This window comes from Rubrivirga halophila, from assembly GCF_046845755.1.
GTDB lineage: Bacteria > Bacteroidota > Rhodothermia > Rhodothermales > Rubricoccaceae > Rubrivirga.
This window is the reverse complement of sequence record NZ_CP177357.1, coordinates 2587306-2613221: the sequence shown is the minus strand read 5'-3', so window position 1 is coordinate 2613221 and position 25916 is coordinate 2587306. Positions and strand designations below refer to the sequence as shown.

Sequence of the window (25916 nt, the reverse complement as noted above, 5' to 3'; positions counted from 1 at the left end):
TGGGGACTGGGGACTGGGGACTGGGGAAGGTGCGCCTCTTCATTTGTTCCGGCTTGCGAGGTCGCCTCGCTCTGCTCGTTCCTGAGTCCCCGTTCCTTGTCCCCGCGAGCGCAGCGAGCTATCCCCTCCGTTTAAAGCGTCCGGCGAGGGCGCGGATGGGGTCGCGCCAGGCGGGGTCGCGCGCCTCGCGGACGACGAGGTACGTCCCGAGCACGCCGATGATCACGTTCGCGGCCCACATCCCAAGCCAGGGCGGGAGCAGGTCCCGGTCCGCCAGCTTCTCGCCCTGGACGAGCGTGATCCAGTAGAACAGGAACACGAAGACCGCCAGCGTGGCCACGACCCCGACGCCCGCGCGCGGGACCGCCAGCCCGAGCGGCACGCCCACGAGGACGAAGACGAGGCACGCCAGCGCGATCGAGTTCTTTTTGTAGATCTCGACCCGGAAGCGGTCGGCCCGCTGCGCCTCGAACTCGACGGCCGCCGCCGCCGACTCGGCGGCGCTCCGGACGGACCGCGCGCGGCGAAGCGCGAGGTCGTAGGCCGCGATGCGGGCGTCGTCGCTGAGCCCTGCCAGGACGGCCCGCCCGGCGCCGACCGTGACGGTGTCGCCGGGCGTCGTCGTGGCGACGGACTCGGTCTCGAAAAACGAGGGCCGGGCGTCGGAGCTCGCGGCGCCCCGCCGCGCGAGCGCGGCGCGGACGGAGTCGCTGCGAGCGTCGGACAAGGCGTCGAGCGAGTCGACGACCGCGAGCATCTCGGTCGTCCGCATCGAGCGGTCGGTCCGGCCGACCTCGTCGGTCGTGCGGCGCTCGAAGCCGCCGAGCCCGCCGAGGTCGAGCGCGAGGCGGTGGCGGTCGAAGGTCAGGCGCTCGTACTCGTCGCCCTCCAAGGCGGGCGTGCGGCGGTCGATGGCGCCGTCCTCGAGCAGCATCGACAGCCGCTGGCCGCCGTACTGGGTCTGCAAGCGCGCGCGCTTGGCAGTGAGCGTGGCCGTCGCGGCCCCGGCGCCGCTCTCGAAGACGGTCACGCCCAGGAGGAGGCCGGCGGAGTCGGGCGGAATCGCCTCGGCGCGGATCGCGTAGCCGCCGACGTCGGTGTAGAACTCGCCGGGCGTCAGCGCGAAGCCGGGGCGGCTGACGCGGATGTCGCGCCACAGCCCGTTGAGCCGGTAGTTGGCCTCGGGCAGCATCTCGTTGTTGAAGTACGCCATCGCGCCGGTCAGCAGGATCCCGACGACGAGCGCGGGCCACGCCAAGCGCGGCAGCGAGATCCCGGACGCCTTGGCGACGAGGTAGCCCCGGCTCTCGGCGAGCGCCCCGAACGCCGTCAGCAGCGCGATCAGCCACGCCATCGGGACCGCCAGCGACAGCATGTAGGCCAAGCTGTAGGCGATCAACTCCGTCACCGCCACCAGCGGTAGCCCCCGCCCGACGAGTTGGGGCAGGTAGTTGATCAGGAACTGCATCAGCAGCAGAAACAGCAGCGTCACCAGCGCGGCCAGGAACGGCAGCGGCAGGGCGCGCAGGATCTGGCGGTGGAGGCGCGTGAGCATGGGGGAATCTCGCTGGCGCTCGGGGAAAGGGGAAGGGGGAACGGGGAACGGGCAGAGTCCGCATCCGGGGCGCGTCTGCCCGCTGGCGCCCGCCGCGCGCAGACGAGACCTTGCGCTCCTGCCTTCTGCGCTCCCGCATTCCCGACCCCATGCCGCTCACCGTCCAGTCGTTCGTCGTCAGCCCGTTCGCCGAGAACACCTACGTCCTGTCGTCCGGCGGCGAGGCCGCGATCGTCGACCCGGGGACGGCGAGCCGGGCCGAGCGGCAGGCCGTCGAGGCCTACCTCGAGGCGGCCGGGCTGACCGTCCGGCACCTGCTCCTCACGCACGGCCACCTCGACCACGTCTTCGGCTGCGCCCACTTCCAGCACCGCTTCCCCGACGCCGCGCACGGCGGCTGGCAGATGCACCCCGCCGACGGGCCGCTCCTCGACAACGCCGTCGTCCAGGGCGAGATGTTCGGGGTCCGCGTCGACGCCCCGCCGCCGGCGGCGCACGACCTCGCGGCGGGCGACGAGATCGCGCTCGGCGACGCCGTGCTCCGCGTGCTCCACGTCCCGGGCCACTCCCCGGGCTCCGTCGCGTTCTACTCCGAAGCGGACGGGCTGGTGATCGCGGGCGACGCGCTCTTCCAGGGCTCCATCGGCCGGACCGACCTGTGGCAGGGCGACCTCGACACGCTGCTGGCGTCGATCCGCCGCGAGCTGCTGGTGCTGCCCGACGACACGCGCGTGTTCTCGGGCCACGGGCCGATGACGACGGTCGGGGCCGAGCGGGAGACGAACCCGTTTTTGAACGGGTCGGGGTTTTGACTGGGCTCCGATGGGCGGTTGGCGTTCGCCGGCCCTGGTCCCTCACCCTGTCCCTCTCCCAGGGGGAGAGGGGACGCCGTAGGTGTCCTTCGCGCCAGCGGGATTGCGGAGACCTCTGACCGAACCTCCCCTCCCGGACGGGAGGGGCCGGGGGAGGGCGACGGGCACAGCGTCAGCCCGGCGTCGGCTGACCTGCTTGCGCCAGCAGGTGAGATCTCCGCGCTCGACGACACCCTCACCCTGGCTGCGCCCCCCGCCTACGCGGGGGCAGGCTTGCTGCGCGTTGTCCCTCTCCCGAGGGGAGAGGGGACGACGACGTCGAGGCTTGCGCCGGCGGGCCGGCTCGCGCGAGCGGTTGGACGTCCGCCAGCAGGGGCGCTACCGCGAGCCGTGGCCGCCGCTCCGGCCGCCGCCGTTGCGTCCGCCGCCGCCCTTGCCCTTGGGGCCGCCGCCATTCCGGCCGCCGCCGGGGCGCCCGCCGCCGGGCCGTCCGCCGCCCTGGCCCTTCTGGCGCGAGCGGTGGCCGTTCGGGTTGGACCGCTTGGCCTTGCCCATCGCCGCCGCCATCGCCGGAGCCTCGAACCCGTCGATCGTGACCTCGTCGACGCGCTGGCCCATGTGCTTCTCGATCGACGCGAGGTGAGGCGACTCCTCGGCCGAGACGAACGAGATCGCGTCGCCGGTCGACTCGGCGCGGCCGGTCCGCCCGATCCGGTGGATGTAGTCCTCCGGGATGTTGGGCGTGTCGAAGTTGATGACGTGGGTGACGCCGGCCACGTCGATTCCGCGCGCGGCGATGTCGGTCGCGACGAGCACCTTGTACTGGCCGGACTCGAAGCCCTTGAGCGCGCGCTGGCGCTGGCCCTGGCTCCGGTTCGAGTGGATCGCGATGGCGTCGTAACCGGCGCGGTCCAGCTTCTTCCGGATCCGGTCGGCGCGGTACTTCGTGCGCGAGAACACGATGACGCGGTCCGTGTCCTCGGTGTCGAGGAGGTGGTGGAGGAGCGCCTGCTTGTCGGACTCGCCGATGCGGACGGCCCGCTGGGCGACGGTCGCGGCGGGGTCGCGGCGCTCGCCGACCTCGATCGTTTCGGGCTTGTGCAGGATCGACCGGGCGAGGTCCTGGATCGGGGGCGGCATGGTCGCCGAGAACAGCAGGGTCTGGCGCTGCTCGGGGACCTCGGCCACGATCCGGCGGACGTCGCGGACGAAGCCCATGTCGAACATCCGGTCGGCCTCGTCGAGCACGAGCACGTCGACCTGCGACAAGTCGAGGACGCCCTCGCCCACGAGATCGAGCAGGCGGCCCGGCGTGGCGACGACGATGTCGACCCCGCGCTTGAGGGCGGCCCGCTGGGCGCCCTTCCCGACGCCGCCGTAGACGGTCGCCGACGTCACGTGCGTGTGCTTGCCGTACGTCCGGACCGCCTCCTCGACCTGGATCGCCAGCTCGCGCGTCGGCGTGACGACGAGGGCGCGGATCGGGCGGCGCTTGCGGTGCGGCGCGTCGTCCTTGACGAGGTAGTCCAAGATGGGGAGCACGAAGGCGGCCGTCTTGCCGGTCCCGGTCTGGGCCACGCCGACCACGTCGATGCCGTCGAGCGCGGGCGGCAGCGTGGCCGCCTGGACGGGCGTGGGCGTGGTGTAGCCGGCGTCTTTAACGCCGCGGAGCACGGAGGGGGCGAAGCCGAAGGACTCGAATGGAACGGACATCTCTTGTCGAAGGGGGGACCCCGCAAGGTCGCCGGAGGCCGCCCGGGGCGCCTCTGCGGTCCCTTCGCGGACGGTCCACGGCTTGCGAGAATCCCTGAACGGGCCGGCGCCCGGAACGGGAGCGCCGCCGGCGGGGTGGGGAGGACTCCTCACGCCTCCGACCCATGGACTTCGCGACCCTCCTGCACTGGATCTACGTCGGCGCGATGGCGGCCGGCACGGCGCTCTTTTTCGCGTGGTACCGGAATCCCAAGGGCGTCCCCCACGCCGAGTACGTCGTCGCGATGCTGATCCCGATCTGGTCCGGGCTCGCGTACACCGCGATGGCGCTGGGGCTGGGGCAGGTCGAGGTCTGGGGCCAGACGACGTACTGGGCCCGCTACGCCGACTGGATCGTCTCGACGCCGCTCCTCATCACGGCGCTGTGGATGACGGCGTCGCTGGAGCATGAGAAGAAGCCGTGGCTGCTGCTCGGCGCGCTCGTCGCCGCCGACGTCATCATGATCCTGTGCGGGCTCGTCGGCGACCTGTCGGCGTCGCCGGCGCGGTTCGTCTTCTTTGGGATCGGCGTGGCCGCGCTCGTGGTGCTGTTTGCGCTCGTGTGGGGCCCGCTCCGCCGCGAGGCGCACAGCAAGGGCGACGCGCTCGGCCGCGTGTTCGACACCAGTGCCGCCTACCTCGCCGTGTTCTGGGTCGGGTACCCGCTGACGTGGATCCTGGGGCCGTCCGGGCTCGGCGTCGTCGGCCAGCCGGTCGACACGGCGCTGTTCGTGCTGCTGCCCATTTTCTCGAAGGTCGGGTTCAGTATCGTCGACCTCGGGCTGCTCCGGCGCTACGTGTCCGGCACGAAGGCGTGGCCGGCGGCGCCGGCGCGAGCGATGTGACCACGCTGGCGGACGGCGCCGTCTATGCCACGCGGCCGGCGACGTGGCGGGCGACGTCGGCGGCCGTCGAGCCGGACAAGAGCTTGAGGCTGGCGGGCTCGGCGCGGGCCTGGAGGAGGTCGAGCGACAGGCCTACGAGCTCGCCCATCGTGGCGGCATCGGCGAAGGCGGGCACGTCGTAGTGGTCGGCGAGGGAGCTCGCGAGCGACCGCACAAAGGCGTCCGGCGCAATCAGGTCCTCGCGCATGACGGCCATCAGCCGGGAGTACCGGCGGTGCGTCACGCGCAAGCGGCCGGCCATCAGCGCCCGTTCCTCGCGCTGGTACTGGTCGACGGTCGGCTCCGTCAGCAGGTCGAGCCCGAACTGGATGATGGGGTTGTTGGGCGGGAAAAACTGGGGGAGGTAGACCTGCTTGCGGGGGTGGTGGCTCTGCTGGTCGAAGTCGATGGCGCGGATGCGGAAGTGGAGCTTCTCGAAGTCCGGCGTGATGTCGACGACCCAGTTTCCGGCGTGCATGTCGCCGAGCAAGCGGACAAAGCAGCGCTCGTTGAACTTGACGAACTCCTTGGCGAGGCGGACCTGGTCGAACCGGTTGTCGGGGAGCTGCTCGCGCATGAAGGCGTCGCCGGGCAGCCCGATGATGTGCTCCTCGACGATCGTCTGGTCGCGGAGCTCCGGCCCGTCGACGCGGACCAAAAAGTTGACGGCGTTCGGGCTCAGGATGTGCTCGAGCTCGAGCCCGTAGACGCGGCTGGCGTCGGCGCGCTTGACGTAGAAGTAGTCGAAGTTCTCGTTCAGCCGGTTGACGATCCGGATGCGGTACGGCAGCGTGTTGCCGTAGAGGCACAGGTCGACGCGGTCGACGTAGAGGTGCTCGACCGTCGTGAGGTCGCCGGCGGACTTGAGGAGGGCGTACGTCCGGCGCAGGCCGTCGTGGATCTCGGTCTGCTCGGCGTGCCCGAAGAAGACCGTGCTCCACAGCGTGTCGTCGCCGTGCTCGTCGTAGAGCGGCGTTTGGCCGGCGTGGCGCGACAAGTCGTCGTAGCTGACCCCGCCGGTCACGCGGCGGCCGTACTTGTCGAGGTACTCGACAAGGTGGTCGCTGACCGGGTAGGCCGGCTTCTTTTTGGAGATCAGGTTGCGGACGGGCTCCACGGCGGCGGGGGGCGGGAGGGACCTGAACGCGCGGGCCGTGCCGGGGTCCCGAGACAGGGTACGGTCCGACAGCCCCCATTCTCGTCATCCCGAGGGAAGCGGAGCGACGAGGGATCTCAGCGCGAGCCTCCTGCCCGTCCTTCCGTTCGTTGCGAACTGGGCGGTCTCGCTGAGATCCCTCGCCGGGCTCGGGATGACGTGGGCTGGGTGGTGGGGCGCTCGGCAGGCAGCGTTCTGGCGCTGTCCGCGAGCATCCGGGGAGGGTCCGGGCGCTGTTCGCCGTCGGTCCTGTACCCTGCTGGCGGACCCTGCACCGACCCATGGACGACTTCCCGACCCCCGATGTGGCCCTGACCCACCTACTCGTCGTCGCGGACGTGGGCCGCGCGCGCGACTTCTACCGCGACGTGCTCGGCGCCGAGGTGGTTCGGGAATACGGCGGCGACTCGGCCGTGCTGCAGTTCCAGGGCACGTGGCTGCTCGTGGTCACCGGCGGCGGCCCGACGCCGGGGAAGCCGACGGTCACCTTCGCACCGCCCGCCGACCCGGACCGCGTGAGCCACCAGCTGACGATGCGGGTGCCCGACTGCCAGGGCGCGTACGAGATCCTGCAGGCTCGCGGCGCCACGTTTCTGGCCCCGCCCGTCGACCGGGGCGGGGAGATCCGGGCCTTTTTCCGCGACCCCGACGGGCACCTGCTGGAGATCAGCGAGATCCCGGGCGCGGCGTAGCTCGCGGGCGTCCGTCGTGCCGCGGTCGGAGCGAGCTAGAGCCGCTCGATGCGGACGCGCGCCGTCCCCGAGGCCACCATCCCGATCCGCCGGGCGGCCGCCTTCGACAGGTCCAGGATCCGCGCGCCGTGGAAGGGCCCCCGGTCCGTCACGCGGACCACGACGCTCCGCCCGGTGCGCTCGTGGACGACGCGCAGCCGCGTGCCGAAGGGGAGCGTCCGGTGCGCGGCGGTCAGGGCGTCGGGGTTGAAGCGCTCGCCGCTGGCGGTGCGGCGGCCCCGGAAGCGCTCGCCGTAGTAGCTGGCGGTGCCCGTCGCGAGGTGGACGCCCGCCGCCTCGACGGGCGCGGCTGGGACCGCGAGCGCCGCGAGTGCGGCCGAGTCGGGCGCGACGACGATGAGCGCGGGGCTCGGCGACCAGACGACGGGCTCGGCGCGAGCCGGATCCATGCCCGGCTCGGCGTGCGCCGCGACCGTGTCGGGTGGCGCCACGGTCGCCGCCGCCGACGACGCGGCGGGTTGGGCGGTGGCGGCCGTCGCGGCGAGCGCGAGGACGAAGAGGCAAACGAATCGCACGGGGCCAAGTCTACCCCACGGATCCCCGTCCGTCCAACCACCGGGCCTCCACGTCACCTCCTGGGCCCCTTCACGGCCTCTGTCGGGGTCTACGCGACGGTTTCGCCCGCGAGCACGCGCTCGTAGTACGCCTCGTAGAGCGGGACGACGCTCTCCAGGTCGAAGTGCTCCACGGCGCGGCGGCGCGCGGCCGTCGCCATCGTCGCGTGGAGGTCGGGCGTCGTCAGGATGCGCCGCGCGGCCTCGGTCATCCCATCGACGTCGCCGAGCGGGCGGAGCGCCCCGGTCTCGCCGTCGACGTTGAGCTCGGGGAGGCCGCCGACGTCCGAAGAGACGACGGGCACCCCGCACGCCATGGCCTCCAGCGCCGCCAGCCCGAACGTCTCCGAGGCCGACGGCATCAGGAACAGGTCGGCGATGGACAGGATCTCCTCGACGGGCTCCTGTTTGCCGATAAACCGGACGTCCGCCCAGACGCCCAGCTCGCGAGCTTTCGCCTCCGACGCCTGGCGATCGGGCCCGTCGCCGACCATCAGCAGCTTGACGCCGCCGGGCTCGCCGTGGCGCGGGTGGCCGGGGGGCCACGCCCCGCCGGCGTGGAGCCGCGCGAACACCTCGACGGCGTCCGTCGCGCGCTTGACCTTGCGGAAGTTGGAGATGTGGGCGACGAGCTTCTCGCCGTCCGGCGCGATCGCCTGCTTAAAGTGGTCCTTGGGCTGGCGCGCAAACCGGACCGTGTCGACGAAGTTGGGGATCACCTCGATGTCGGCCGACACGTCGAACGAGTCGTAGGTCTCGCGGCGGAGCCAGTCGCTGACGGCCGTGACCCCGTCGCTCGCGTCGATGGCGTGCTCGACGACGGGCTTGAAGCTGGGGTCCTTGCCGATGAGCGTGATGTCGGTCCCGTGGAGCGTCGTCACAATCGGGATCGCGAGGCCGGCCTTGCGCAGGATGTCGCGCGCGAGCACGGCGGAGGTCGCGTGCGGGATCGCGTAATGGACGTGGAGCAAGTCGAGCCCCTCGTGCTTGGCCACGTCGATCATCTTGCTCGCGAGCGCGAGCGCGTACGGCGGGTACTCGAAGAGCGGGTACGTGTCGACCCGGACCTCGTGGAAGAACACGCGCTCGACCATGTGCTCGAGCCGGAGCGGCAGCGCGTAGGCGATAAAGTGGACCGTGTGGCCGCGGTTCGCGAGCGCCTTGCCGAGCTCGGTGGCGACGACGCCGGAGCCGCCGAAGGTCGGGTAGCAGGTGATGCCGATGGTCATGGGGCGCCCAACGCGGGGGGACGGTCGGGGGTCCGCGAAGGTTTGGGAGACGGGCCGGCCGGCGGGCGCCTTACGCTGAGGGCGGAGCCGGAGCGACGTCCCGAACGCCGATGAGTCGATATCCACGATGAGCCGCAGCCCCCGTTCGTTGTCATCCCGAGCGAGCGCAGCGAGCCGAGGGATCTCAGCCGAGCACAGCGCCGCGTCCGCGTTGTAGCCGGGCGGTGCGCGACGGAGATCCTTGGCTGCGCCGACGCTTCGCGTTCGACTCCGCCGCTGCGCGGCTCCGCTCAGGATGACACCATGGGAGGGGGCGCATGGCGTCACGCGGGCGCTACCCGATCTCGCGGAGGCGGATCCGCAACGTCGCGTCGGCGCGGGTGATGCCGCGGTAGTCGCCCGAGATGTCCTCGAGGTTGAGGCCCTCGCGGAAGATCTCGGCGGACAGCTGGCTGCCGTCGCCGTCGAAGCGGATCTCGGCGGGCAGCAAAAAGCGGCCGAGCGCGTCGCGGTCGGCAAAGCGGACGGTGACGGTGCGGCCCGAGACCGTGTACGCCCCGCCCGAGATCGTCTCGTCGACGCGCTCGCCCCGGAGCACCTCTAGGGCCGCCGTGCCGTCCTCGCGGAGCAGCAGCGTCGCGTCGCGCGAGAGCACGTCGCCGAGCAGGTCGCGGTCCCGGACGGCCTCGCTGACGGGGTCGATGCGGAACTCGACGACGCGGTAGCGGCCGGCGACCTCGAGCACCGTCAGGTCGGCCTTGGCGAACGGGTTGAGCATCCCGCAGCCGGCGAGCGAGCCGACGAGGACGAGCGCGGCGAGGGCGAGGGGGAAGCGGGCCATGGACGTGGGGAGAGCCGGGGTGGGACCCGAACGATACGACGGGGGTCTCAGCGGCGGCTCGTCTCGTGAACCCTGCCCCGTCCCCCCATGCGCCTGCTTCCGCTCCTCCTCGCCCTCGCCCTGGCCGCCCCCGTCTCGGCCCAGATCCCCTCCATCGACATCGGCGTCGCGGGCGGCGTCAACTTCTCGTCGCTCAAGGACGCCAGTGCCCTCAGCCTCGACCGGTCGACGGGCTACCACGCCGGCCTGTTCGCAGATGTCGGCGTGCCCTTCTTCTCGGCGCGGACGGGCGTCTACTACCTGTGGGCCGGCGACTTCGCCGACGCCGTCTCGGTCGACGGCGCCAGCCCGGGCATCCGCTTCATCACCGTCCCGATCGATCTTCAGATCCAGACGCCGACGCCGATCGTCAAGCTCTACGGGCTCGTCGGGCCCGAATTCCGGTTCCCGCTCGACGACTTCCAGACGCTCTCGGGGACGTTCAACCGCCAGAACGTCGACACGGTCGTCAACGTGGGAGCGGGCATCAAGGGCGGGCTGCCGTTGTTTGGGCCGAGCGCGTTTGTGGAGGGCCGCTACAGCATCGACCTGACGGGCCTGCGCGACACCGAGATCGAGTCCGAGAAGACGCGGCTCAACGTCTTCCTCGTCCGCGTCGGGGTCGGGCTGTAGACCGCACTCCCGGTCGGCGTGGCCGTGAGGCAGAGGGATGCGGCATTCGGCATGGAGGCATGGGAAAACGGTTGCCCATCCCTCCATGCCTCATCTATCCCGCACCCCTCTCCGATCATTTGATCCGTGCGCTACGCCTCGGCCTCGGCGACCGTCTCCATCGGGATCGGGCGGTCGGGGCGCTCGCCCGTCGTCAGGTAGTGGCGGACTTCGAGCACGGCCTGCTCCTTGGCCTTGGCCTCCAGCATCAGGTCGTAGGGCGCGTCGGGGGCGCCGACCTGGTCCATCAACTCGGTCAGCCGGTCGACGTCGTCCATGTCGAGGTAGTCGGCGTGGCCGGTGCGCGTGCCGGGCTTGTGCGACGAGAGGTGGAGCTTGGGGGCGCGGCGGCCCCAGGTCGCCATCGCGCGCTCCATCAGGTCGAGGAGCCCGTCGTCGGCCGTCGCGCCCGACGGGTTGAGGAGGTGGTGGAACAGGTCGACGATGACGGGCAGGCCGGTCCGCTCCGCCAGCCCGACCGTCTCGGCGAGTGTGTAGGTCGTGTCGTCGTTCTCGATCGCGAGCCGCGCGCGGGCGTCGTCGCTCAGGCGCTCGAGGGCCTGCTCGAACCGGTCGAGCGCGGCGGGCTTGTCGCCGTACGCCCCGCCGACGTGCAGCGTCATGGTGCCCGTCGGGTCCATCCGCTTGAGGACCTGGGCCTGGAAGTCGAGCTCGTCGATCGAGTTCTGGACGACCTCGGGGCGCGGGCTGTTGAGGACGGTGTACTGACCCGGATGGCTCGTCACGCGGAGCCCCTCGGCCTTGACGAGCCGGCGGATCTTGCGGAACTGCCAGTCGAACGCCTCGGTCCAGTCGAAGGGGAAGGCGTCGAGCGGCCCGAACGGGATGAGGTCCGACGAGACGCGGGAAAAGCGCAGGTCGCGGGCGACGTTCCACTCGAGCGCCGCGAGCACGTCGTCGAGGTTCTGGACGACGACGGGGATGACGGCCTCCGTGCGGAGGTTCGCCAGCCGGACCGTCCGGGACTTGGTCCCGAGGGCGGTGTTGATGCAGGCGTAGCCGAGGTGACGGAGGCGCATGGGGCGGGCAGAAGGGGCTGGGCCTACGCGCCGGTTTCCGTTGCCGAGCCGGCGGCGGCCCGATCCCGGGAGTCCCCTGAGCCCTACTCCCCGTGCGGCAAGCGCTCCGGCATCTCGGCGGCGACGTAGAGCAGGATCGCCGTCATAGCGACGGCGCGCTGGACGTGAGCGGGGTCGAGCTTGTCGAGCGTGTCGGCGGGCGTGTGATGGTAGAGGAAGTAGTCGCCGTTGTCGGTGCGGAGGCTCAGGCCGGGCACGCCGTCGCGCATCATCGGGCCGATGTCGGCGCCGCCGCCGCCGAGCGTCACGCCGGCCGGGCCCGCGTCGGCGTCGTGCGCGACGACGCCCGCGATCAGCGGGTCGACAATCGCCGCCAGCATCTGCTGCCCGGCGGCCGAGCCGCCGTACCCGAAGCCGACGGGCTCGAAGAGGCCGCTGTCGCTCTCGAGCGCCAGCTGGATGTGCGACACGTCGGGCCCGAGCGAGTCGCGGAAGGCCTGGGCGCCGCGCAGGCCGTTCTCCTCGTTCGTCCACAGCACGGCGCGGACCGTCCGGCGCGGGCGGAGCCCGAGCGCCTGGAGGAGGCGGACAGCTTCCCACGTCACGACGCAGCCCGCGAGGTCGTCGTGGACGCCCTGGCCGACGTCCCACGAGTCGTAGTGCCCGCCCGCGATGACGACCTCGTCGGGGCGCTCGCGCCCGACCACTTCGCCGATGACGTTGTGGCTGAGCCCGTCGGCGTGCGTCTCGGCGGCCATCGTCAGGCGGACCGTCGGCGTGTCGCCTCGGTCCTGGATGCGGCGCAGGATGGCCGACGCCTCCGCGGTGAGGGCGGCGTGGGGGATCGGCCGGACATCGTCGCCGTAGCGCATGGTGCCGGTGTGCGGCGTGCTCAGGCCGATCGGCCCGACGGACCGGACCAGGCTGGCGACGGCGCCCGCGTTCGAGGCCGCGTCCGCACCGCCGACCCGGTAGCCGACGGTCTGGCCATACGTGGTGAACGGCACGTCGAAGAGGACGATGCGGCCCCGGGCCTCGTCGGCGCGCGCCGCGAGGTCGTCGTACGAGTCGACGACGAGGACCTCGGCCGTCAGCCCGTCCGGGCCCGTCCCGACGCTGCCCCCCAAGCCTAGCATGGGCAAGTCGACCTCGCCCGTCGGTGTCACGAGCGCGGCGGACTCGGCGCCGCGTACCCAGACCGGCACGGTCACAGGCTGCGCGCGGACGTTTTCCAGCCCGTCGGCCCGCATCGTCGCGACGGCCCACTCGACGGCGCCTTCGAGCGCGGCCGAGCCGGTCAGGCGCGGGCCGAAGGTGTCGGCGGCATACGCGATCCGCTCGTAGGCGGCGCTGTCGGCGAGCGCGGCGTCCAGGATGCGGGCGGCGGCGGCGGCGTACGGCTCGGCGGGCGCGGGGGCTTGCGCCAGCGCGGCCGGCGCGAGCAGGAGAGCGGCGAGGAGGAGGGCGGCGCGCATCGGGAAGTGGGGGCGAGGCCGGAAGCTAGCGTCCGGCCTCGTCCGGGGTCCGATGCGCTCCGCCGGGAGGAGGGGTGTGCCGGTAGATCAGCCGCCGAACGCGCGGAGCTTGTACGAGAGGTTGAGCAGGACGTACCGGCCGAGCGCCGTCGTCTGGGCGTCCTCGATGTAGGCCTCCGTCACCGTCCGCTCCACGTCGCGCTGCTGGTCGAGCAGGTCGTAGACGCTCAGGCTGACCTCGGCGAGGTCGCCCTGGAGGAACTTGTAGCCGACGCGCCCGCCCAGGAGCATCTGCGTCGGGTCGACGCTGGCGTCGAGGCCGGTGTAGTGCAGGGCCTGGAGGTCGCTGCTGACCACGAGCCCGTTCCAGGGCAGCCACGTCAGCTTGGCGCCGGCGAGGTGGCGGACGTAGGTGTCGTCGAGCGCCGGGGCAGCCGAGTTGGCGACGGCCGTGTACCGGGCGCCGTACTCCAGCGACAGGTCGAAGCGCGGGCTGAGCGAGCTGCCCAGGAAGACGCGACCGTCGAGGCCGATCTGGTCGGACGTGTTGTCGGCGCCGTCGACCAGGCCGGGCGTCCGGCTAAAGCTGGTGCCGATCGAGGCGTTCGCGTTGCTCCCCAGGAACGGGACGGGCCGGCCGTACGAGACGAGCGCCCGGGCGTCCCACGCGCCGTCGACGTTGACGGGCGTGATCAGCTGGGCCCCGGCCGGGAGCACGACGCCCGAGGGCAGCGCCGTGTCGACCGTCGCCGTCGTCGTCGAGGTGCCGATGGCGTTGACGCCGTAGGAGGCGCTGAGGAAGCCCGCCAGCACCGAGCCGCCCTGGGCGTCGGTCCCGTTGAAGCGGGCGCGGACGGAGTGCGTCGTGGCCGGGTCGAGGTCGGGGTTGCCGGCGGTGAGCCGCAGCGGGTTGGCGTTGTCGACCACGTTCTGCAGCTGGGTCGCCGACGGCGTCTCGGTCCGGGCGCGGTAGTCGAGGTCGAGCCGCTGGCCCTCGGCGAGCGGGAGCCGCAGCCGGGCCGAGGGGAGGACGGACCAGAACGTCCGGTCGACGTGGAAGGAGGTCGCGGCGGTCTGCGTGCCCTGCAGGGTCTCGTGCTGGAGGTCGACGCCGATCTGGGCCGAGAGCGCGTCGCGCCCGCGCCCGCCGTAGCGGTACGACACGCCGCCGCGCTGGATCACCGACTGCTGGCTGAACCGGCTCGTGTAGGCGGCGTCGGGGACCGTGTAGGCGCCCGCGCCGTCGGCCAGGAAGGCGAGCTGGTCGGACGTGCTCGTCGACACCTGGGGCCGGTAGCTGAGCTGGAGCTGGCCGGTGCCGACCGGCTCGGTGTAGCGGACCGACGCGCCGAGCGATTGCGTGAGGGCGTCGGTGTCGAACAGCTGGTCGGCGGCGTCGGCCGAGATGGCGTCGGAGAACGAATCGAGCGCGTACGCCTGCAGGCTCTCGCCCGCCTGGTCGCTGAGGCCGCCGTCGACGCTGACCGAGACGGTCCGGCCGGGCGTCTCGAAGCGGTGCTGGAGGCGCACGCTCGCCTGGCCCGAGAGGGCGGAGGCATCCGAGGCGGTCGTCGTCAGGCTCTGGGCGAGCGCGTCGCCGGAGGGGAGGGCGGTCACGCCCAGGAGCGTGCCGGTCGAGGCGTTGTTCTGGACCGTCAGGCGCGGCTCGACGGTGAGCTCCGTCCGGTCGGTCACGTTGTACTGCGCGCGGACCGAGAGCTGGTGGTTGGTGTTGGTCCCGTCCGCCGCGTCGGTCTCGGCGTAGCGCTGCGAGACGGCGTCGCCCGTCGTGTATTCGCGCGTCAGCAAGGCGTCGAGGTCGGTGTCGGTCGCGTTGTAGACGTAGCTGCCGGTGAGGCGGAGGTCGCCGCCCAGGAGCACGTCGGAGTAGTTGACGCCGAGGGCGTTGGTGGCGTTGAGGCCGCTCTGGTCGGGGACGAGCAGGGCGCTCACGTCGGTGCCCCCGCCGCGCCGGCCGCCGCCCCCGCCGCGCCGGCCGGTGCTGCTGCCGGCGACGCCGAGCAGGTCCTCGGTCGCGAAGTTCTGCTGGTCGACGTTGTTGGTGAGCCCGACGATGGTGATCCGGCGGTCGCCGTCGAGCAGGCTGACGTTGCCGCCGGCGAGGTACTCGCCCTCGGCCCCGGCGCCGACGTAGGCGCGGCCGAACTGGCCGTTCTGCATCCCGGGCCGGGTCACGATGTTGATCGTCTTCTCGGCGTCGCCGTCGTCGAAGCCCGAGAACCGCGAGGCCTCGCTGGCGCGGTCGAACACCTGGATCTCCTGGATCATCTCGGCGGGCAGGCTGCCCAGCGCGCCCTGCACGTCGGTCCCGAAAAACTCGCGGCCGTCGACGAGCACGCGCTGGACGGTCTCGCCCTGGGCCGTGACCGTCCCGTCCTCGACGACGACGCCGGGCAGCTTCGCCAGCAGGTCCTGGGCGCTGGCGTCCGGGTTGACGGCGAAGGCGTCGGCGTTGAACGCCGTCGTGTCGCCGCGGACCTCGACGCGCTGCCGCGTGGCGGCGACCTCGACGGCCCCGAGCGCGGCGGCGTCCGACGCGAGCGTCAGATCCCCGAGCGCGAGCGGCGCCCCGCCGAGCGTCACCGCGCGGTCGAGCGGGAGGTAGCCGACGAACCAGACCCGCAAGCGGTAGTCGCCCGCCGGGGCGGCGATCCGGAAGGCGCCGTCGAGGTCCGCCGCCGCGCCGGTGCGGGTGCTATCCGGCGCCGTGCTCACGAGGAACACCGTCGCGCCAGGGAGCGGCTGCCCGTCGGCGGCGTCGAGGACGGTGCCGGTCACCGACGACTGGGCGGCGGCGGCCGGGGCGAGCGCGGTCAGAACGAGACCGAGCAGGAGGAGAGCAGGGAGGAGGCGCGACATGACGGGGTGGGGTAAGGAGGCCGAGGAGAGGAGCGGGGAGCGGTTAGCGGGAGGTGCCGCGCCGGTCGCCCCGGCTGCGGGTCTCCGACGCGCGCCACAGGCGGTAACGGGTGACCTGGTCGGGCGTCAGGAGCGCCTCGACCTGGCGGTCCGTCTCGGCTTGGCGGCCGGCGCGCTCGGCCTGCCGGGCCGCGCGGTCGTCGGGGCTGCCGCCACGCCGGGCGCCCGGCGCCGGTCGGTTCGCGGCCTGCGCCTCGAACAGGGCGCGGACGTCGGCCGCCTGCGCGTCGGTGAGGGCGACGGCCTGGCGGATGGCGTCGACGCGCTGCTCGACGCGGTCGCCGCCGCGAGCGTCGCGGGACTGCGCGGATGCGGCCTGGGGCAGGGCCAGCAGGCCGAGGAGGGCGAGGAGCCCGAGGGTGCGGCGCACGAGCGCGGCGCGGCGCTGGGGCAAGGTCTTGGCGGTCGTGGACATGGTGGGCATGGGATCGGGGGGAGGGGGGGTGTCGAGGGCCGCGAGGGAGGCAGCCGACGGTCCACAGTCTCCCGGTTTGGCGCTCCGGGTTCATGTCGGAGTGGTCACAGCGCGGTCGTCATGTCACGAGATGCAGGGGGACGTCACGAACGGCACGCTGGCGGGCCCACCTGCACGGTGGAGCCCGACGTCCGCGGCCCGGCGGACCCGCTCTCGTGCTCTCGTCGGCGAGTTGTTGCCATCGTGTGTCGGCGGGCCCCGCTGCACTCGGACGGCGGACGGCGCCCCGGCGCGCACGTCAGGCCGGGGTCTAGCTTCGGCCATGGCCCTGCTCCGCTTTCTCGCCCTTCTCGTCGCCCTCGCCGTCGCCCTCGGGCTGGCGGTCGAGTATTCGGACGGCGACCCCCTGGTGGCCGGGCTGGTGCTAGCGGTCGGCGTGCTGGCGTGGCTCCGCGTGCGCGACCGCGAGCGGATCTCGCGGTTGGAGGCGGCCGTGGCCCGGATGGTGCGGACGCGGGCCCAGGGCCTGCCCGCGCTCGAGGTGCCAGCGCTCGACGTGTCCGCTGGCGACGGGGGCCGCGCGCCGGTCGCCGAGCCCGAGGCGAGCGCCGAGGCCGCTCCGGCCGTCCCCCGCGCCACGCCGGACGAGCGCCGCCGACGCCGCGCCGCGACGGCGCCCGCGATGCCGCCGCCCCCCGTGCCGAGCCGCGAGTGGTCCGTCGACCGCCTGCCCCCGCCGCTGCAGCGCGCGTGGGCGTTCGCGACCGGCGGCAACCCGCTCGCACGCGTCGCGGTCCTCGTCCTGTTCGTCGGCTTCGGCCTGGCGATCCAGCTGCTCGGGACCGGCATCCAGCTGGTCGTGCTCGCCGCCGTCGGCGCCGGGCTGATCGCGCTCGGCTGGCGCCTGCGCGCCGGCACGCCCGGCTTCGGGCTGACGCTCCAGGGCGGCGGCGTGGCGGTGCTGTACCTCACCGTGTACGCCGCGTACGCGCTGTATGGGCTGACCCCGTCGCTCGCGGCGATCGTGCTCATGGCCGTCGTGGCCGTGATCTGCGGCGGGCTGGCGCTGGCCCAGGACGCGCCCGGCCTAGCCGTCCTGGGCGTCACGGGCGGGTTCGCGGCGCCCGTGCTCGCGGGCACGCCCGACGGCAACCACCTCTTGCTGCTGAGCTACTACGCGCTCCTCAACCTGGGCGTGCTCGCCGTCGCGTGGGCGCGCGGCTGGCGGTCGGTCGCCGTCGTCGGCTTTCTGGCGACGTTCGTGACGGGCGGGCTGTGGGGCGGGCTCGCGTACACCCCGGCGCTGTACGCCAGCGTCCAGCCGTTCGTGGTCGTCAGCTTCGCGATCTACCTCGCGCTCGCGGTCCGGTTTGCCATGCGGTCGGCGCGGCACGGGGCCGAGGAGCGGGCGCTCGCGGTCGACGGCGCGCTCGTGTTCGGGCTGCCGGCGGCGACGTTCGTGTTGCAGGCCGGGCTGGTCGAGGGCGTCGTCCCGTTCGGGCGGGCGTGGAGCGCGGCGGCGCTGGCGGCGGTCTACCTCGTCGGCGCGGCGCTGCTGCGGCGACGGCCCGGCGTGCGGCTGCTGGCGGACGCGTCGCTCGCGATCGGGCTGGCGTTCGCGACGCTCGCCCTCCCGCTCGCGTTCGAGCGCGTGGTCGTCGGGGCGGTCTGGGTGCTGGAGGGCGCCGGGCTCGTCTGGGTCGGCGCGCGCCAGCGGAAGGGCTGGATGCGGGCGGCGGGGCTCGCGCTCCAGGGCGTCGCGGCCGTCATCTTGTTCGGCGAGGGCGTGCTCGCGCCGTCGACCACGTTCACAGCGGCGACGCTGACGGGCTGGATCGTGGCGGTCGGGCTGGGGATCTCGGCGTTCGTGCTCCGGCCGCGGGCGGTTGCCGCGAGCCCGGAATCCCCTCACCCTGTCCCTCTCCCCTGGGGAGAGGGGACGTCGTCTGAGGCGGGTGCGCTCGGTTCGGAGTCTGCGCCCGCCGTCCGCGATTGGCTCGGGGTCACCGAGGCGCAGCGCGAGCGGCTCGAAACGCTCGTCGGCCGGGCGTTCCTCGGAGCGGCCTTGGTCTGGTGGACGATCACGGCGACGGTCCACACGACGGACCTCTTGCCGGAGCGGCTGTGGCTGGCGGGCCTGCTCGGGTCGGCGGCGGCGTCGGGCGCGCTGTTCCTGGCGCTCGGCCGTGCCCTGGGCTGGCGCGGTCTGGAAGCCGCGTCGCTGGGCGTCGTGCCCGCCGGCTGGGTGCTCCTCGTCGGTGCCCTTTTTGCGGACGTCGAGCCCCTCGAGGCGTGGCGCGGCGTCGGGTGGCTGGCCCTCGCCGGGGCGACCGTCGCGGCCCTCGCGGTCAATCGCGAGCACCCGCTTCGGCGCTCGGCGTTCGTGGCCGCCGTCTGGCTGGCGCCGGCGGTGCTGGCGTACCTGCTCGGTGCGCTCGTCGACGACGCGACGGAGGGGGCGTGGGCGGTGGCCGTCGTGCTCGCCGCGCTGTCGGCCGGGCTCGTCGGCGCGCTCGCACTGCCCTCACGGTGGGCGGACGCTCGCGAGCGGGCGGCGTCGGTCGGCGGGCTGGTCGTCGCCGTCGGCCTGTGGCTGATCGGCTCGTGGGGCAGCGATGGCGCCGCGACGCCGTTCGCGACGCTCCCCTTATTCAACCCCATCGACCTCGCGAGTGTCGCGGCCGTGCTCGCCCTGGTCGCTGCGTGGCGGGCGTCGGAGGCCGGGCGCGGCCTGCTGGCGGTCGTCGCCGGCGCGCTCGGGTTCGGCGCGCTGACGGCCGCGACGCTGCGTGGCGTCGCCGCCGTGACGCCGGAGCCGTACGAACTCGACGCCCTGTGGGCCTCGCCGACGGCCCAGGCTGCGCTCGCCGTCGCGTGGACCGTGCTGGCCCTCGCGCTCGCCGTCGTCGCGGTCCGCCGCGCGAGCCGGCCGCTGTGGTTTTTCGGGGCCGGCGTGCTGGCGCTCGTCGTCGCCAAGCTGTTCCTGGTGGACTTGACGCAAGCCGACGCGCTCGTCCGCGTCGTCGCCTTCGTCACGGTCGGGGTGTTGATGCTGGTCGTCGGCTACCGCGCGCCCCTCCCGCCTCGGGGGGAGGAGAGGACGAGAGGGGAGGAGGCGTAGAGGAGGTGAGGTCGCCGGCCGAGCGCTTGGAGCGGGCGGCGGGTACCGCGTACTCTGTCCCCCGAACCACCTGCCCCGCCATGCTTCGCGCCGCCCTTCTCGCCCTCGCCCTGACGGCCTCCGCCGGCGCCCAGACGCTCGACTTGGTCGGCGAGGTGATGCTGCCCGCCATCGACACCGACACGCTCGAAACCGGCGGCTCGGATGTGTGGGGCTACGTCGCGCCCGACGGCGCCGAGTACGCCATCATGGGCGACATCGAGGGCGTGAGCATCGTCGCCGTCCCGTCGATGCAGGTCGTCGCCCGCATCCCGGGCCCGACGCTCGACGCGCGGTGGTACTGGCGCGACATCAAGACCTACGGCGACTACGCCTACGTCGTCACCGAGGCGTACGGGCCGAACGAGGGGCTGCAGATCATCGACCTGTCGAACCTCCCCGAGAGCGCTGAGGAGGTGGCCGTGATTCGCGGGCCGGGCGACGCCTTCGTGTCGTCGCACAACCTGTCCATCGACACGGCGACCGGCACGGCGTACGTGCTCAGCTCGGGCGGCTCGCCGGTCTCCGTCTTGGACCTCTCCAACCCGGTCGCGCCGGTCGTCGTCGCGCAGATCGACGACGTGGGTAGCGTCCACGACATCTACGGGTTCGAGGACCGCCTGTACGTGGCCGAGGGGCGCGAGCCGACGTTCTCGATCTGGGACGTGTCCGACAAGGCCGCCCCGGCCCTGCTGGCGCGCGTGACGGTCCCGGACGCCGGCTACGTCCACAACATCTGGCCGACCGACGACGGCCGCTACGTCGTCACGACGGAGGAGACGGCCGAGAAGACGGTCAAGGTCTGGAACGTCGAGGACCTCGAGAACCCGGAGCTGGTCGGCGAGTGGCTCGGCGCGAACCGGATCGCGCACAACGCGCTCGTCCGCGGCCGCTACGCGTTCGTGAGCCACTACACGGCGGGCGTGTACGTGCTCGACCTCGCCGACCGGGCGAACCCGACCGTCGTCGCCCACCACGACACGTACCCCAAGAACGACGCCATCGAGATGGACGGCAACTGGGGCGCGACGCTGCCCAGCCCGAGCGGCTACGTTTACGGCAGCGACGGCAACGGCCGCCTGACGGTCCTCAAGTGGACGCCGCCCGCGGACCTGTAGGGCGGGTCGTCGGGGGGCGGTGGCAATCCCTCCGTCCGATCCTCCCCTCCCGGACGGGAGGGGAGGACAAGAATGGGCGCCCCGCAACTCCAGGTCCTCCCGCCTCGGCGCCGAGGCGGGAGGGGTCGGCTACTCCGGGTCGGTCGCCAGCGGGGTCGTGGTGTCGACGGCGGGCGTCTTGGCGGTCGTCGCGATGTGGAGCTCGGCGAGCTGCTCGGGGTCAACCACGTCCGGCGCCGACGACATCAGCTCGGTCGCCTGCTGCGTCTTGGGGAACGCGATCACGTCGCGCAGGCTCGTCGCGCCGGTCAGGAGCATCACCAGGCGGTCGAGGCCGAGGGCGATGCCGCCGTGGGGCGGGGCGCCGTACTTCAGGGCGTCGAGCAGGAAGCCGAAGCGGCGCTGGGCCTCGTCGTCGGAGATGCCGAGCAGCTCGAACATCTTGCTCTGCACGTCGGAGCGGTGGATGCGGATGGAGCCGCCGCCGACCTCGGACCCGTTGAGGACGAGGTCGTAGGCCTGGCTGCGGACCGCGCCGGGGTCGGTCGCCAGCTTGGCGATGTCTTCCCCGGCCGGCGCCGTGAACGGGTGGTGCACGGCGTGGTACCGGCCCGACTCCTCGTCCCACTCCAGGAGCGGGAAGTCGGTGACCCACAGGAACGCCCAGGGGCCGTCGGCGCCGTCGGGGACGAGGCCCTGCTCGCGCGCCATGTGGAGACGCAAGTCGCCCATCTGCTCGAAGACCTTGGGGGCCGGGCCCGCGAGCACGAGGACGAGGTCGCCGGCCGTCGCGCCGACGGCGTCGATGACGGCCTGCATCTTGTCGCGCCCGAACACCTCGTCCTTGACGGACTGGCTGAAGTCCGAGCCGTCGGCGGGGAGCTTGGCGTAGAACAGGCCGCCGGCGCCGATCTGCTTGCGGACGACGTCCTTGTCGAGCTTGTCCATCGGCTTGCGCCCGCGCTCGCCCTCGCCCTCGACCTTGATGGCGACGACTGCGCCGCCGTCGCCCAGAATCGACTCGAAGACGCCGAAGCCGGAGCCGCGCACGGCGTCGGACACGTCGGCGATCTCCATGCCGAAGCGGAGGTCCGGCTTGTCGGACCCATAGCGGCGGATGGCCTCGGCGTAGGGCATCCGGGGGAACGGCGTCGGGACCTCGATGCCGCGCGTGTCGCGCCAGATCTGGGCGATGAGCCCCTCGGCCATCCCGTAGATCATCTCCTCGGTCGCGAACGTCATCTCGACGTCGATCTGGGTGAACTCCGGCTGGCGGTCGGCTCTCAGATCCTCATCCCGAAAACACTTGGTGATCTGGACGTAGCGGTCCATCCCGGCCACCATCAGGATCTGCTTGTAGGTCTGCGGGCTCTGCGGGAGCGCGTAGAACTGGCCGGGGTGGACGCGGCTCGGCACGAGGTAGTCGCGCGCGCCCTCGGGCGTCGACTTCATCAGGACCGGCGTCTCGACCTCGATGAAGTCGTGGTCGTGGAAGTAGCTCCGCGCGCTCTGGTAGAGCTTGCTCCGGAGCATCAGGTTGCGCTGGAGCTTGGAGCGGCGCAGGTCGAGGTAGCGGTACGTGAGGGCCGTCTCCTCGCCCGGCGTCGTCGCCTTGGGGTCGTTCTCGGACACCACGAACGGCGTCGGCGCCGACGTCGCGAGCACCTCGACGTGGGACACGTAGACCTCGACGTCGCCGGTCGCCAGCTTATCGGTCTTGCGCTCGCGGACGCGGACCTCGCCGCGCGCCGAGATCACGTCCTCGCCGCGCATCCGCTCCGCGAGCGCCGCCAGGTCGGCGTCGATCTCGGGCGAGAACACGAGCTGGGTGATGCCATAGCGGTCGCGCAGGTCGACAAAGTTGAGCCCGCCGAAGTTGCGGCGCTGGTCGACCCAGCCCTTGAGCACGACGGTCTGGCCGGCGTCCGATTCGCGGAGCGCGCCGCAGGTGTGGGTGCGGTCGCCGTGGGTGGGCGCGTCGGTGAGCGGGAGGCGGGCGTCGGACATGGGATGGGGCGCTGGGTGGTCCGAAGCTAGGCGGGGCGGGGGCGGGAGGAAGAGAAGAGGTGTCGAGGAGGGGAGGGGGTGAAAGGGGTAGTCGGGTCGGCCGATAGCCGATGCCGCGGGAACGCCTCCGCAGGTGCTAGCGCAAGCCCCCTCAATTGAGTCATCCCCGCGCAGGCGGGGATCCATACGGCGGTGCTCGGATGGCGCAGGAGTGACCCGGCGCCCCTCATCGAGCCTCGCCCCGTGGGAGAGGGGACGCATTCGGAGAGCTCGCGCCATTCCCCAAACCGTTTCTGGGCGAGTCGAGCGAGACGCCGAGGGCGGAGGGGCGCGATCTTGGGCCATGCCCGACGTGCCTGCACCCCGTCCCGCGGTGGCCACCGACCTCGCCCCCGACGTTCTCTCCGGCCAGCGCCGCGCGATTGCTCGCGCGCTGACGGCGGTCGAGAACGGGCTGCCCGGCGCGGACGCACTTGTCGACGCGCTGTACCCCCACACCGGGCGGGCGTGGCGGGTCGGGGTGACGGGGCCGCCCGGGGCGGGGAAGTCGACGCTGGTGGACCGATTGGTGGAGGTGGTCCGCGAGCGGGGCCAGACGGTCGCCGTGGTGGCGGTCGACCCGTCGAGCCCGTTCACGGGCGGGGCGCTGCTCGGCGACCGCGTCCGGATGGACCGGCACGCGACCGACGACGGCGTGTTCGTGCGGAGCCTGGCGGCGCGCGGGGCGCTGGGCGGGCTGTCCGAGACGACCGAGGCGGCGTGCGACGTGTTCGACGCGGCGGGCTTCGACGTGGTGCTCGTCGAGACGGTCGGCGTGGGGCAGGGCGAGATCGACGTGGCGCAAGCGACGGACACGACGCTCGTGGTGTTGGTCCCGGAGTCCGGCGACGCGGTGCAGGCGATGAAGGCGGGGCTGATGGAAGTGGCCGACGTGTTCTGCGTCAACAAGGCCGACAAGCCGGAGGCGTCGGCGCTGGTGCGGGCGCTGCGCGCGGCGCTGCACCTGCGGCCGCCGGAGGCCGGGGCGCCGACGGTCGTGAAGGCGTCGGCGCTGGCGGGCGAGCTGGCGGGGCTGGTCGAGGCGCTCGACGCGCACCGGGCGGCGCTCGCCCAGCGGTGGGACGAGAACCGGGCGGAGCGGCTGCGGCGGCGCGTCCGGCGGATCGTGGAGGCGCGCCTGCGCCAGCGGTTCTGGGCGGCACATGGGGCCGGACTGGCCGAGGCGGTCGCGGCGTTGGACCCGGAGGACCGGGCGCCGCACCGGATCGCGGCGGGCCTGCTGGCGGAGGCGGGGTAGGGCGCGTTGCGAGCCCTGCTCGCGCACGTGGATCGGTTTGCGCCCGCCCGACACCCGGCCCCCCGGACGGGAGGGGTTGGAGGAGGGCGACGGGCACGGCGCCAGCCGGTGGGCTCGCGGGCGACAACACCCTCACCCTGTCCCTCTCCCGAGGGGAGAGGGGACGCCGTAGGTGGGGCTCGCGCCAGCCTTCTGCGACGCCTCAGATCCGTCCTCCCCTCCCAGCCGGTCCCCGCGCAGGCGGGGAGAAGGGGCCGGGGGAGGGCGACCGGGCTTGCGCCAGCAGGTGGGTTCGCGCCCCATTCGCCCACCACCCCCTGTCCCCCTCCCCGCAAGCGGGAAGGGGGACTCCGCAAGCACCCCGGAGTTGGTGAGGGCCGCGACGCTGCCCTCGAAGCAGCCCCCCTCGGATGAGGGGGCGGCCGGCAGGCGGGGGGTGCTTGCCTCTCGGTAATGAGCTGTCTGGTGGGTCGGGCCGTCGCGCGAGCAGGGACGCGCGCGGGCGCTCCGTGACGCCGGGCGGGCCGGGCGCGGCGTATCGGGCATCCCCCGAGGCCGCCGCTATCTTCGCGCTTCGTCCGTCTTCACCCGACCCCACCGACATGCCCAAAGGACCCGACGCCGAAGGCGCCAGCGACCTTGCCGCCCGAGAAATCGCCGCCGCCGGCGGCACCACCGCGACCGGCGCCCTCGCCGCCAACGACACGCGCTTTTTCGGGCATCCTCTCGGCCTCTCGAACCTCTTCTTCACCGAGCTCTTCGAGCGGGCGTCCTACTACGGGATGCGGGCCCTGCTCATCCTCTACATGACGGCTGAGACCGTCGACGGGGGGCTCGGCTACGACGTCGGCCAGTCAGCTCTCGTCTATGGGCTGTACACGTCGCTGGTGTACCTGGCCAACCTGCCCGGCGGCTGGATCGCCGACCGGCTGATGGGCCAGCGGCGGAGCGTGCTGCTGGGCGGCATTCTGATCGCGGCGGGCCACTTTACGATGGCCTTCGACCTGATCGCGGCGTTCTACGGCGGGCTCGGGCTGATCATCCTGGGCACGGGCATGCTCAAGCCGAACATCTCGGTGATGGTCGGCCAGCTGTACTCGGCCGACGACCCGCGCCGCGACGCCGGGTTCACCATCTTCTACATGGGCATCAACATCGGCGCGTTCGCGATGCCGCTGATCTGTGGCGCGCTCGCGGTCGCCTACGGCTGGCACGCCGGGTTCGCGGCGGCGGGCGTGGGCATGGCGCTCGGCATCGTGGTCTACATGCTGACGGGCAAGCAGCTCGGCGACGTCGGGACGCTGACGCCGGAGGCGGCGGCCGAGCGGCCGGCCTCGATGAGCATGTTCATCAAGGGGCTCGTCGGCGCGCTCGTGTTCGTGGGCGGGCTCGCCGGCCTGATGGCCGCGGGCGTGATCCCGGCGACGGCCGAGGTCATCCAGGGCATCTACGTCGTGGTCCTGTTCGTGATCACGTTCGGGCTGTTCGGCTGGCTCCTGACGCGGCCGTACTGGACCGAGGGCGAGAAAAAGCGGCTCTACATGATCATCCTGCTGTTCGCGGGCTACGCCGTCTTCCTGGCGGCCTTCGAGCAGGCCGGCTCCAGCCTCAACCTGTTCGCCGAGCAGTCGACGGACCGGAGCGTCCCCGGGTGGCTCTCGTGGGTGCCCGGGCTGGGCAGCGGCGAGGTGCCCGCGGCCTGGTTCCAGTCGCTCAACGCCTTCTTTATCTTCACCATCGCCCCGTTCGTGGCGATGATCTGGGTGTGGCTCGGCCGCCGCAAAAAGGACCCGTCGACCGCCAGCAAGTTCGGGATGGGCCTGATCCTGCTGGGCTTGGGGTTCGTGGTGATGGTCGGCGCCGGCGCCGCGTCGGCGGGCGGCGTCGAGGTCTCGCCGTGGTGGCTCATCGTGACGTACCTGCTCCACACGCTCGGCGAGCTGACGCTGTCGCCGGTGGGCCTGAGCGCGATGACGAAGCTGGCCCCGGAGCGCGTCTCGTCGCTGATGATGGGCGTCTGGTTCCTGGGCGCCTCGGTCGGCAACTTTATCGCCGGCTCCATCGCCGCGTTCTACGACACGCTCGACCTGCCCGCGTTCATGGGCCTGGTGGCTGCCATCGCCATCATCGCCGGGATCGGGTTCTTCTTCCTGGCCGGCCCGATGAAGCGGATGATCGACCGCGCCGACCACACCGCCTAGTCCGTCTCCCTCCATTT

19 protein-coding genes are annotated in these 25916 nt (G+C 72.6%); 8 read left to right on the top strand and 11 right to left on the bottom strand.

Features of this window, described 5'->3' with window-relative positions; genetic code table 11:
- Positions 1-118: 118 nt before the first annotated feature.
- Positions 119-1555: an LptF/LptG family permease gene (locus tag ACLIRP_RS11555; RefSeq protein WP_412060605.1), complete on the bottom strand. Its 1437-nt coding sequence runs from the start codon at positions 1553-1555 to the stop codon at positions 119-121.
- A 149-nt stretch (positions 1556-1704) separates the two neighbouring features.
- On the opposite strand from ACLIRP_RS11555, the gene ACLIRP_RS11550 reads away from it, so the two are divergent.
- Positions 1705-2367: an MBL fold metallo-hydrolase gene (locus ACLIRP_RS11550; RefSeq protein WP_412060604.1), complete on the top strand. Its 663-nt coding sequence runs from the start codon at positions 1705-1707 to the stop codon at positions 2365-2367.
- 378 nt (positions 2368-2745) lie between these two features.
- Here the strand turns inward: ACLIRP_RS11550 and ACLIRP_RS11545 are convergent, their stop codons facing one another.
- Positions 2746-4080, bottom strand: coding sequence for a DEAD/DEAH box helicase (locus ACLIRP_RS11545; RefSeq protein WP_412060603.1), 1335 nt, complete (start codon positions 4078-4080; stop codon positions 2746-2748).
- Positions 4081-4244: 164 nt separating this feature from the next.
- Here ACLIRP_RS11545 and ACLIRP_RS11540 point away from each other — a divergent pair, with 164 nt between their 5' ends.
- Entirely contained in the window at positions 4245-4964 is a 720-nt protein-coding gene (locus tag ACLIRP_RS11540) for a bacteriorhodopsin (RefSeq protein WP_412060602.1), read from the top strand.
- Positions 4965-4986: 22 nt separating this feature from the next.
- Here the strand turns inward: ACLIRP_RS11540 and ACLIRP_RS11535 are convergent, their stop codons facing one another.
- The gene (locus ACLIRP_RS11535) at positions 4987-6120 is read right to left on the bottom strand and encodes a hypothetical protein (RefSeq protein WP_412060601.1); all 1134 of its coding nucleotides are present in this window, start codon (positions 6118-6120) and stop codon (positions 4987-4989) included.
- A 320-nt stretch (positions 6121-6440) separates the two neighbouring features.
- On the opposite strand from ACLIRP_RS11535, the gene ACLIRP_RS11530 reads away from it, so the two are divergent.
- Positions 6441-6851 (top strand): VOC family protein, encoded by a 411-nt coding sequence (locus ACLIRP_RS11530; RefSeq protein WP_412060600.1) that lies wholly within the window; start codon positions 6441-6443, stop codon positions 6849-6851.
- 35 nt (positions 6852-6886) lie between these two features.
- On the opposite strand, the gene ACLIRP_RS11525 is transcribed toward ACLIRP_RS11530, so the two are convergent.
- From ACLIRP_RS11525 to ACLIRP_RS11515, 3 genes are all read right to left on the bottom strand, one after another.
- Positions 6887-7426 carry a septal ring lytic transglycosylase RlpA family protein gene (locus ACLIRP_RS11525; RefSeq protein WP_412060599.1) on the bottom strand — a complete coding sequence of 180 codons (540 nt, stop codon included), beginning with the start codon at positions 7424-7426 and terminating at the stop codon, positions 6887-6889.
- Positions 7427-7515: 89 nt separating this feature from the next.
- The gene (gene bshA, locus ACLIRP_RS11520) at positions 7516-8694 is read right to left on the bottom strand and encodes an N-acetyl-alpha-D-glucosaminyl L-malate synthase BshA (protein ID WP_412060598.1); all 1179 of its coding nucleotides are present in this window, start codon (positions 8692-8694) and stop codon (positions 7516-7518) included.
- 334 nt (positions 8695-9028) lie between these two features.
- Positions 9029-9535 carry a hypothetical protein gene (locus ACLIRP_RS11515; RefSeq protein WP_412060597.1) on the bottom strand — a complete coding sequence of 169 codons (507 nt, stop codon included), beginning with the start codon at positions 9533-9535 and terminating at the stop codon, positions 9029-9031.
- Positions 9536-9622: 87 nt separating this feature from the next.
- On the opposite strand from ACLIRP_RS11515, the gene ACLIRP_RS11510 reads away from it, so the two are divergent.
- Entirely contained in the window at positions 9623-10207 is a 585-nt protein-coding gene (locus tag ACLIRP_RS11510; RefSeq protein WP_412060596.1) for an outer membrane beta-barrel protein, read from the top strand.
- Positions 10208-10338: 131 nt separating this feature from the next.
- Here the strand turns inward: ACLIRP_RS11510 and uvsE are convergent, their stop codons facing one another.
- The 4 genes from uvsE to ACLIRP_RS11490 all read right to left on the bottom strand — a co-directional run bounded on the left by uvsE (position 10339) and on the right by ACLIRP_RS11490 (position 16125).
- The gene (gene uvsE, locus ACLIRP_RS11505; RefSeq protein ID WP_412060595.1) at positions 10339-11286 is read right to left on the bottom strand and encodes a UV DNA damage repair endonuclease UvsE; all 948 of its coding nucleotides are present in this window, start codon (positions 11284-11286) and stop codon (positions 10339-10341) included.
- An 83-nt stretch (positions 11287-11369) separates the two neighbouring features.
- Positions 11370-12761, bottom strand: coding sequence for a M20/M25/M40 family metallo-hydrolase (locus ACLIRP_RS11500; RefSeq protein WP_412060594.1), 1392 nt, complete (start codon positions 12759-12761; stop codon positions 11370-11372).
- A gap of 87 nt (positions 12762-12848) precedes the next feature.
- On the bottom strand, positions 12849-15641 hold the full coding sequence (locus ACLIRP_RS11495) for an outer membrane beta-barrel protein (protein ID WP_412060593.1): 2793 nt from the start codon (positions 15639-15641) through the stop codon (positions 12849-12851).
- Between the two features lie 43 nt (positions 15642-15684).
- Positions 15685-16125 (bottom strand): hypothetical protein, encoded by a 441-nt coding sequence (locus tag ACLIRP_RS11490; RefSeq protein ID WP_412060592.1) that lies wholly within the window; start codon positions 16123-16125, stop codon positions 15685-15687.
- Positions 16126-16438: 313 nt separating this feature from the next.
- On the opposite strand from ACLIRP_RS11490, the gene ACLIRP_RS11485 reads away from it, so the two are divergent.
- Both ACLIRP_RS11485 and ACLIRP_RS11480 read left to right on the top strand, forming a co-directional pair.
- On the top strand, positions 16439-19237 hold the full coding sequence (locus ACLIRP_RS11485) for a DUF2339 domain-containing protein (protein WP_412060591.1): 2799 nt from the start codon (positions 16439-16441) through the stop codon (positions 19235-19237).
- A gap of 80 nt (positions 19238-19317) precedes the next feature.
- On the top strand, positions 19318-20394 hold the full coding sequence (locus tag ACLIRP_RS11480; protein ID WP_412060590.1) for a choice-of-anchor B family protein: 1077 nt from the start codon (positions 19318-19320) through the stop codon (positions 20392-20394).
- A 129-nt stretch (positions 20395-20523) separates the two neighbouring features.
- Here the strand turns inward: ACLIRP_RS11480 and aspS are convergent, their stop codons facing one another.
- Positions 20524-22401 (bottom strand): aspartate--tRNA ligase, encoded by a 1878-nt coding sequence (aspS, locus tag ACLIRP_RS11475; protein WP_412060589.1) that lies wholly within the window; start codon positions 22399-22401, stop codon positions 20524-20526.
- Positions 22402-22744: 343 nt separating this feature from the next.
- On the opposite strand from aspS, the gene meaB reads away from it, so the two are divergent.
- Positions 22745-23698, top strand: a complete 954-nt coding sequence (gene meaB, locus ACLIRP_RS11470; RefSeq protein ID WP_412060588.1) for a methylmalonyl Co-A mutase-associated GTPase MeaB — start codon at positions 22745-22747, stop codon at positions 23696-23698.
- A gap of 602 nt (positions 23699-24300) precedes the next feature.
- Complete coding sequence (locus ACLIRP_RS11465) at positions 24301-25899, top strand: peptide MFS transporter (protein ID WP_412060587.1); 1599 nt, start codon at positions 24301-24303, stop codon at positions 25897-25899.
- Positions 25900-25916 lie beyond the last annotated feature (17 nt).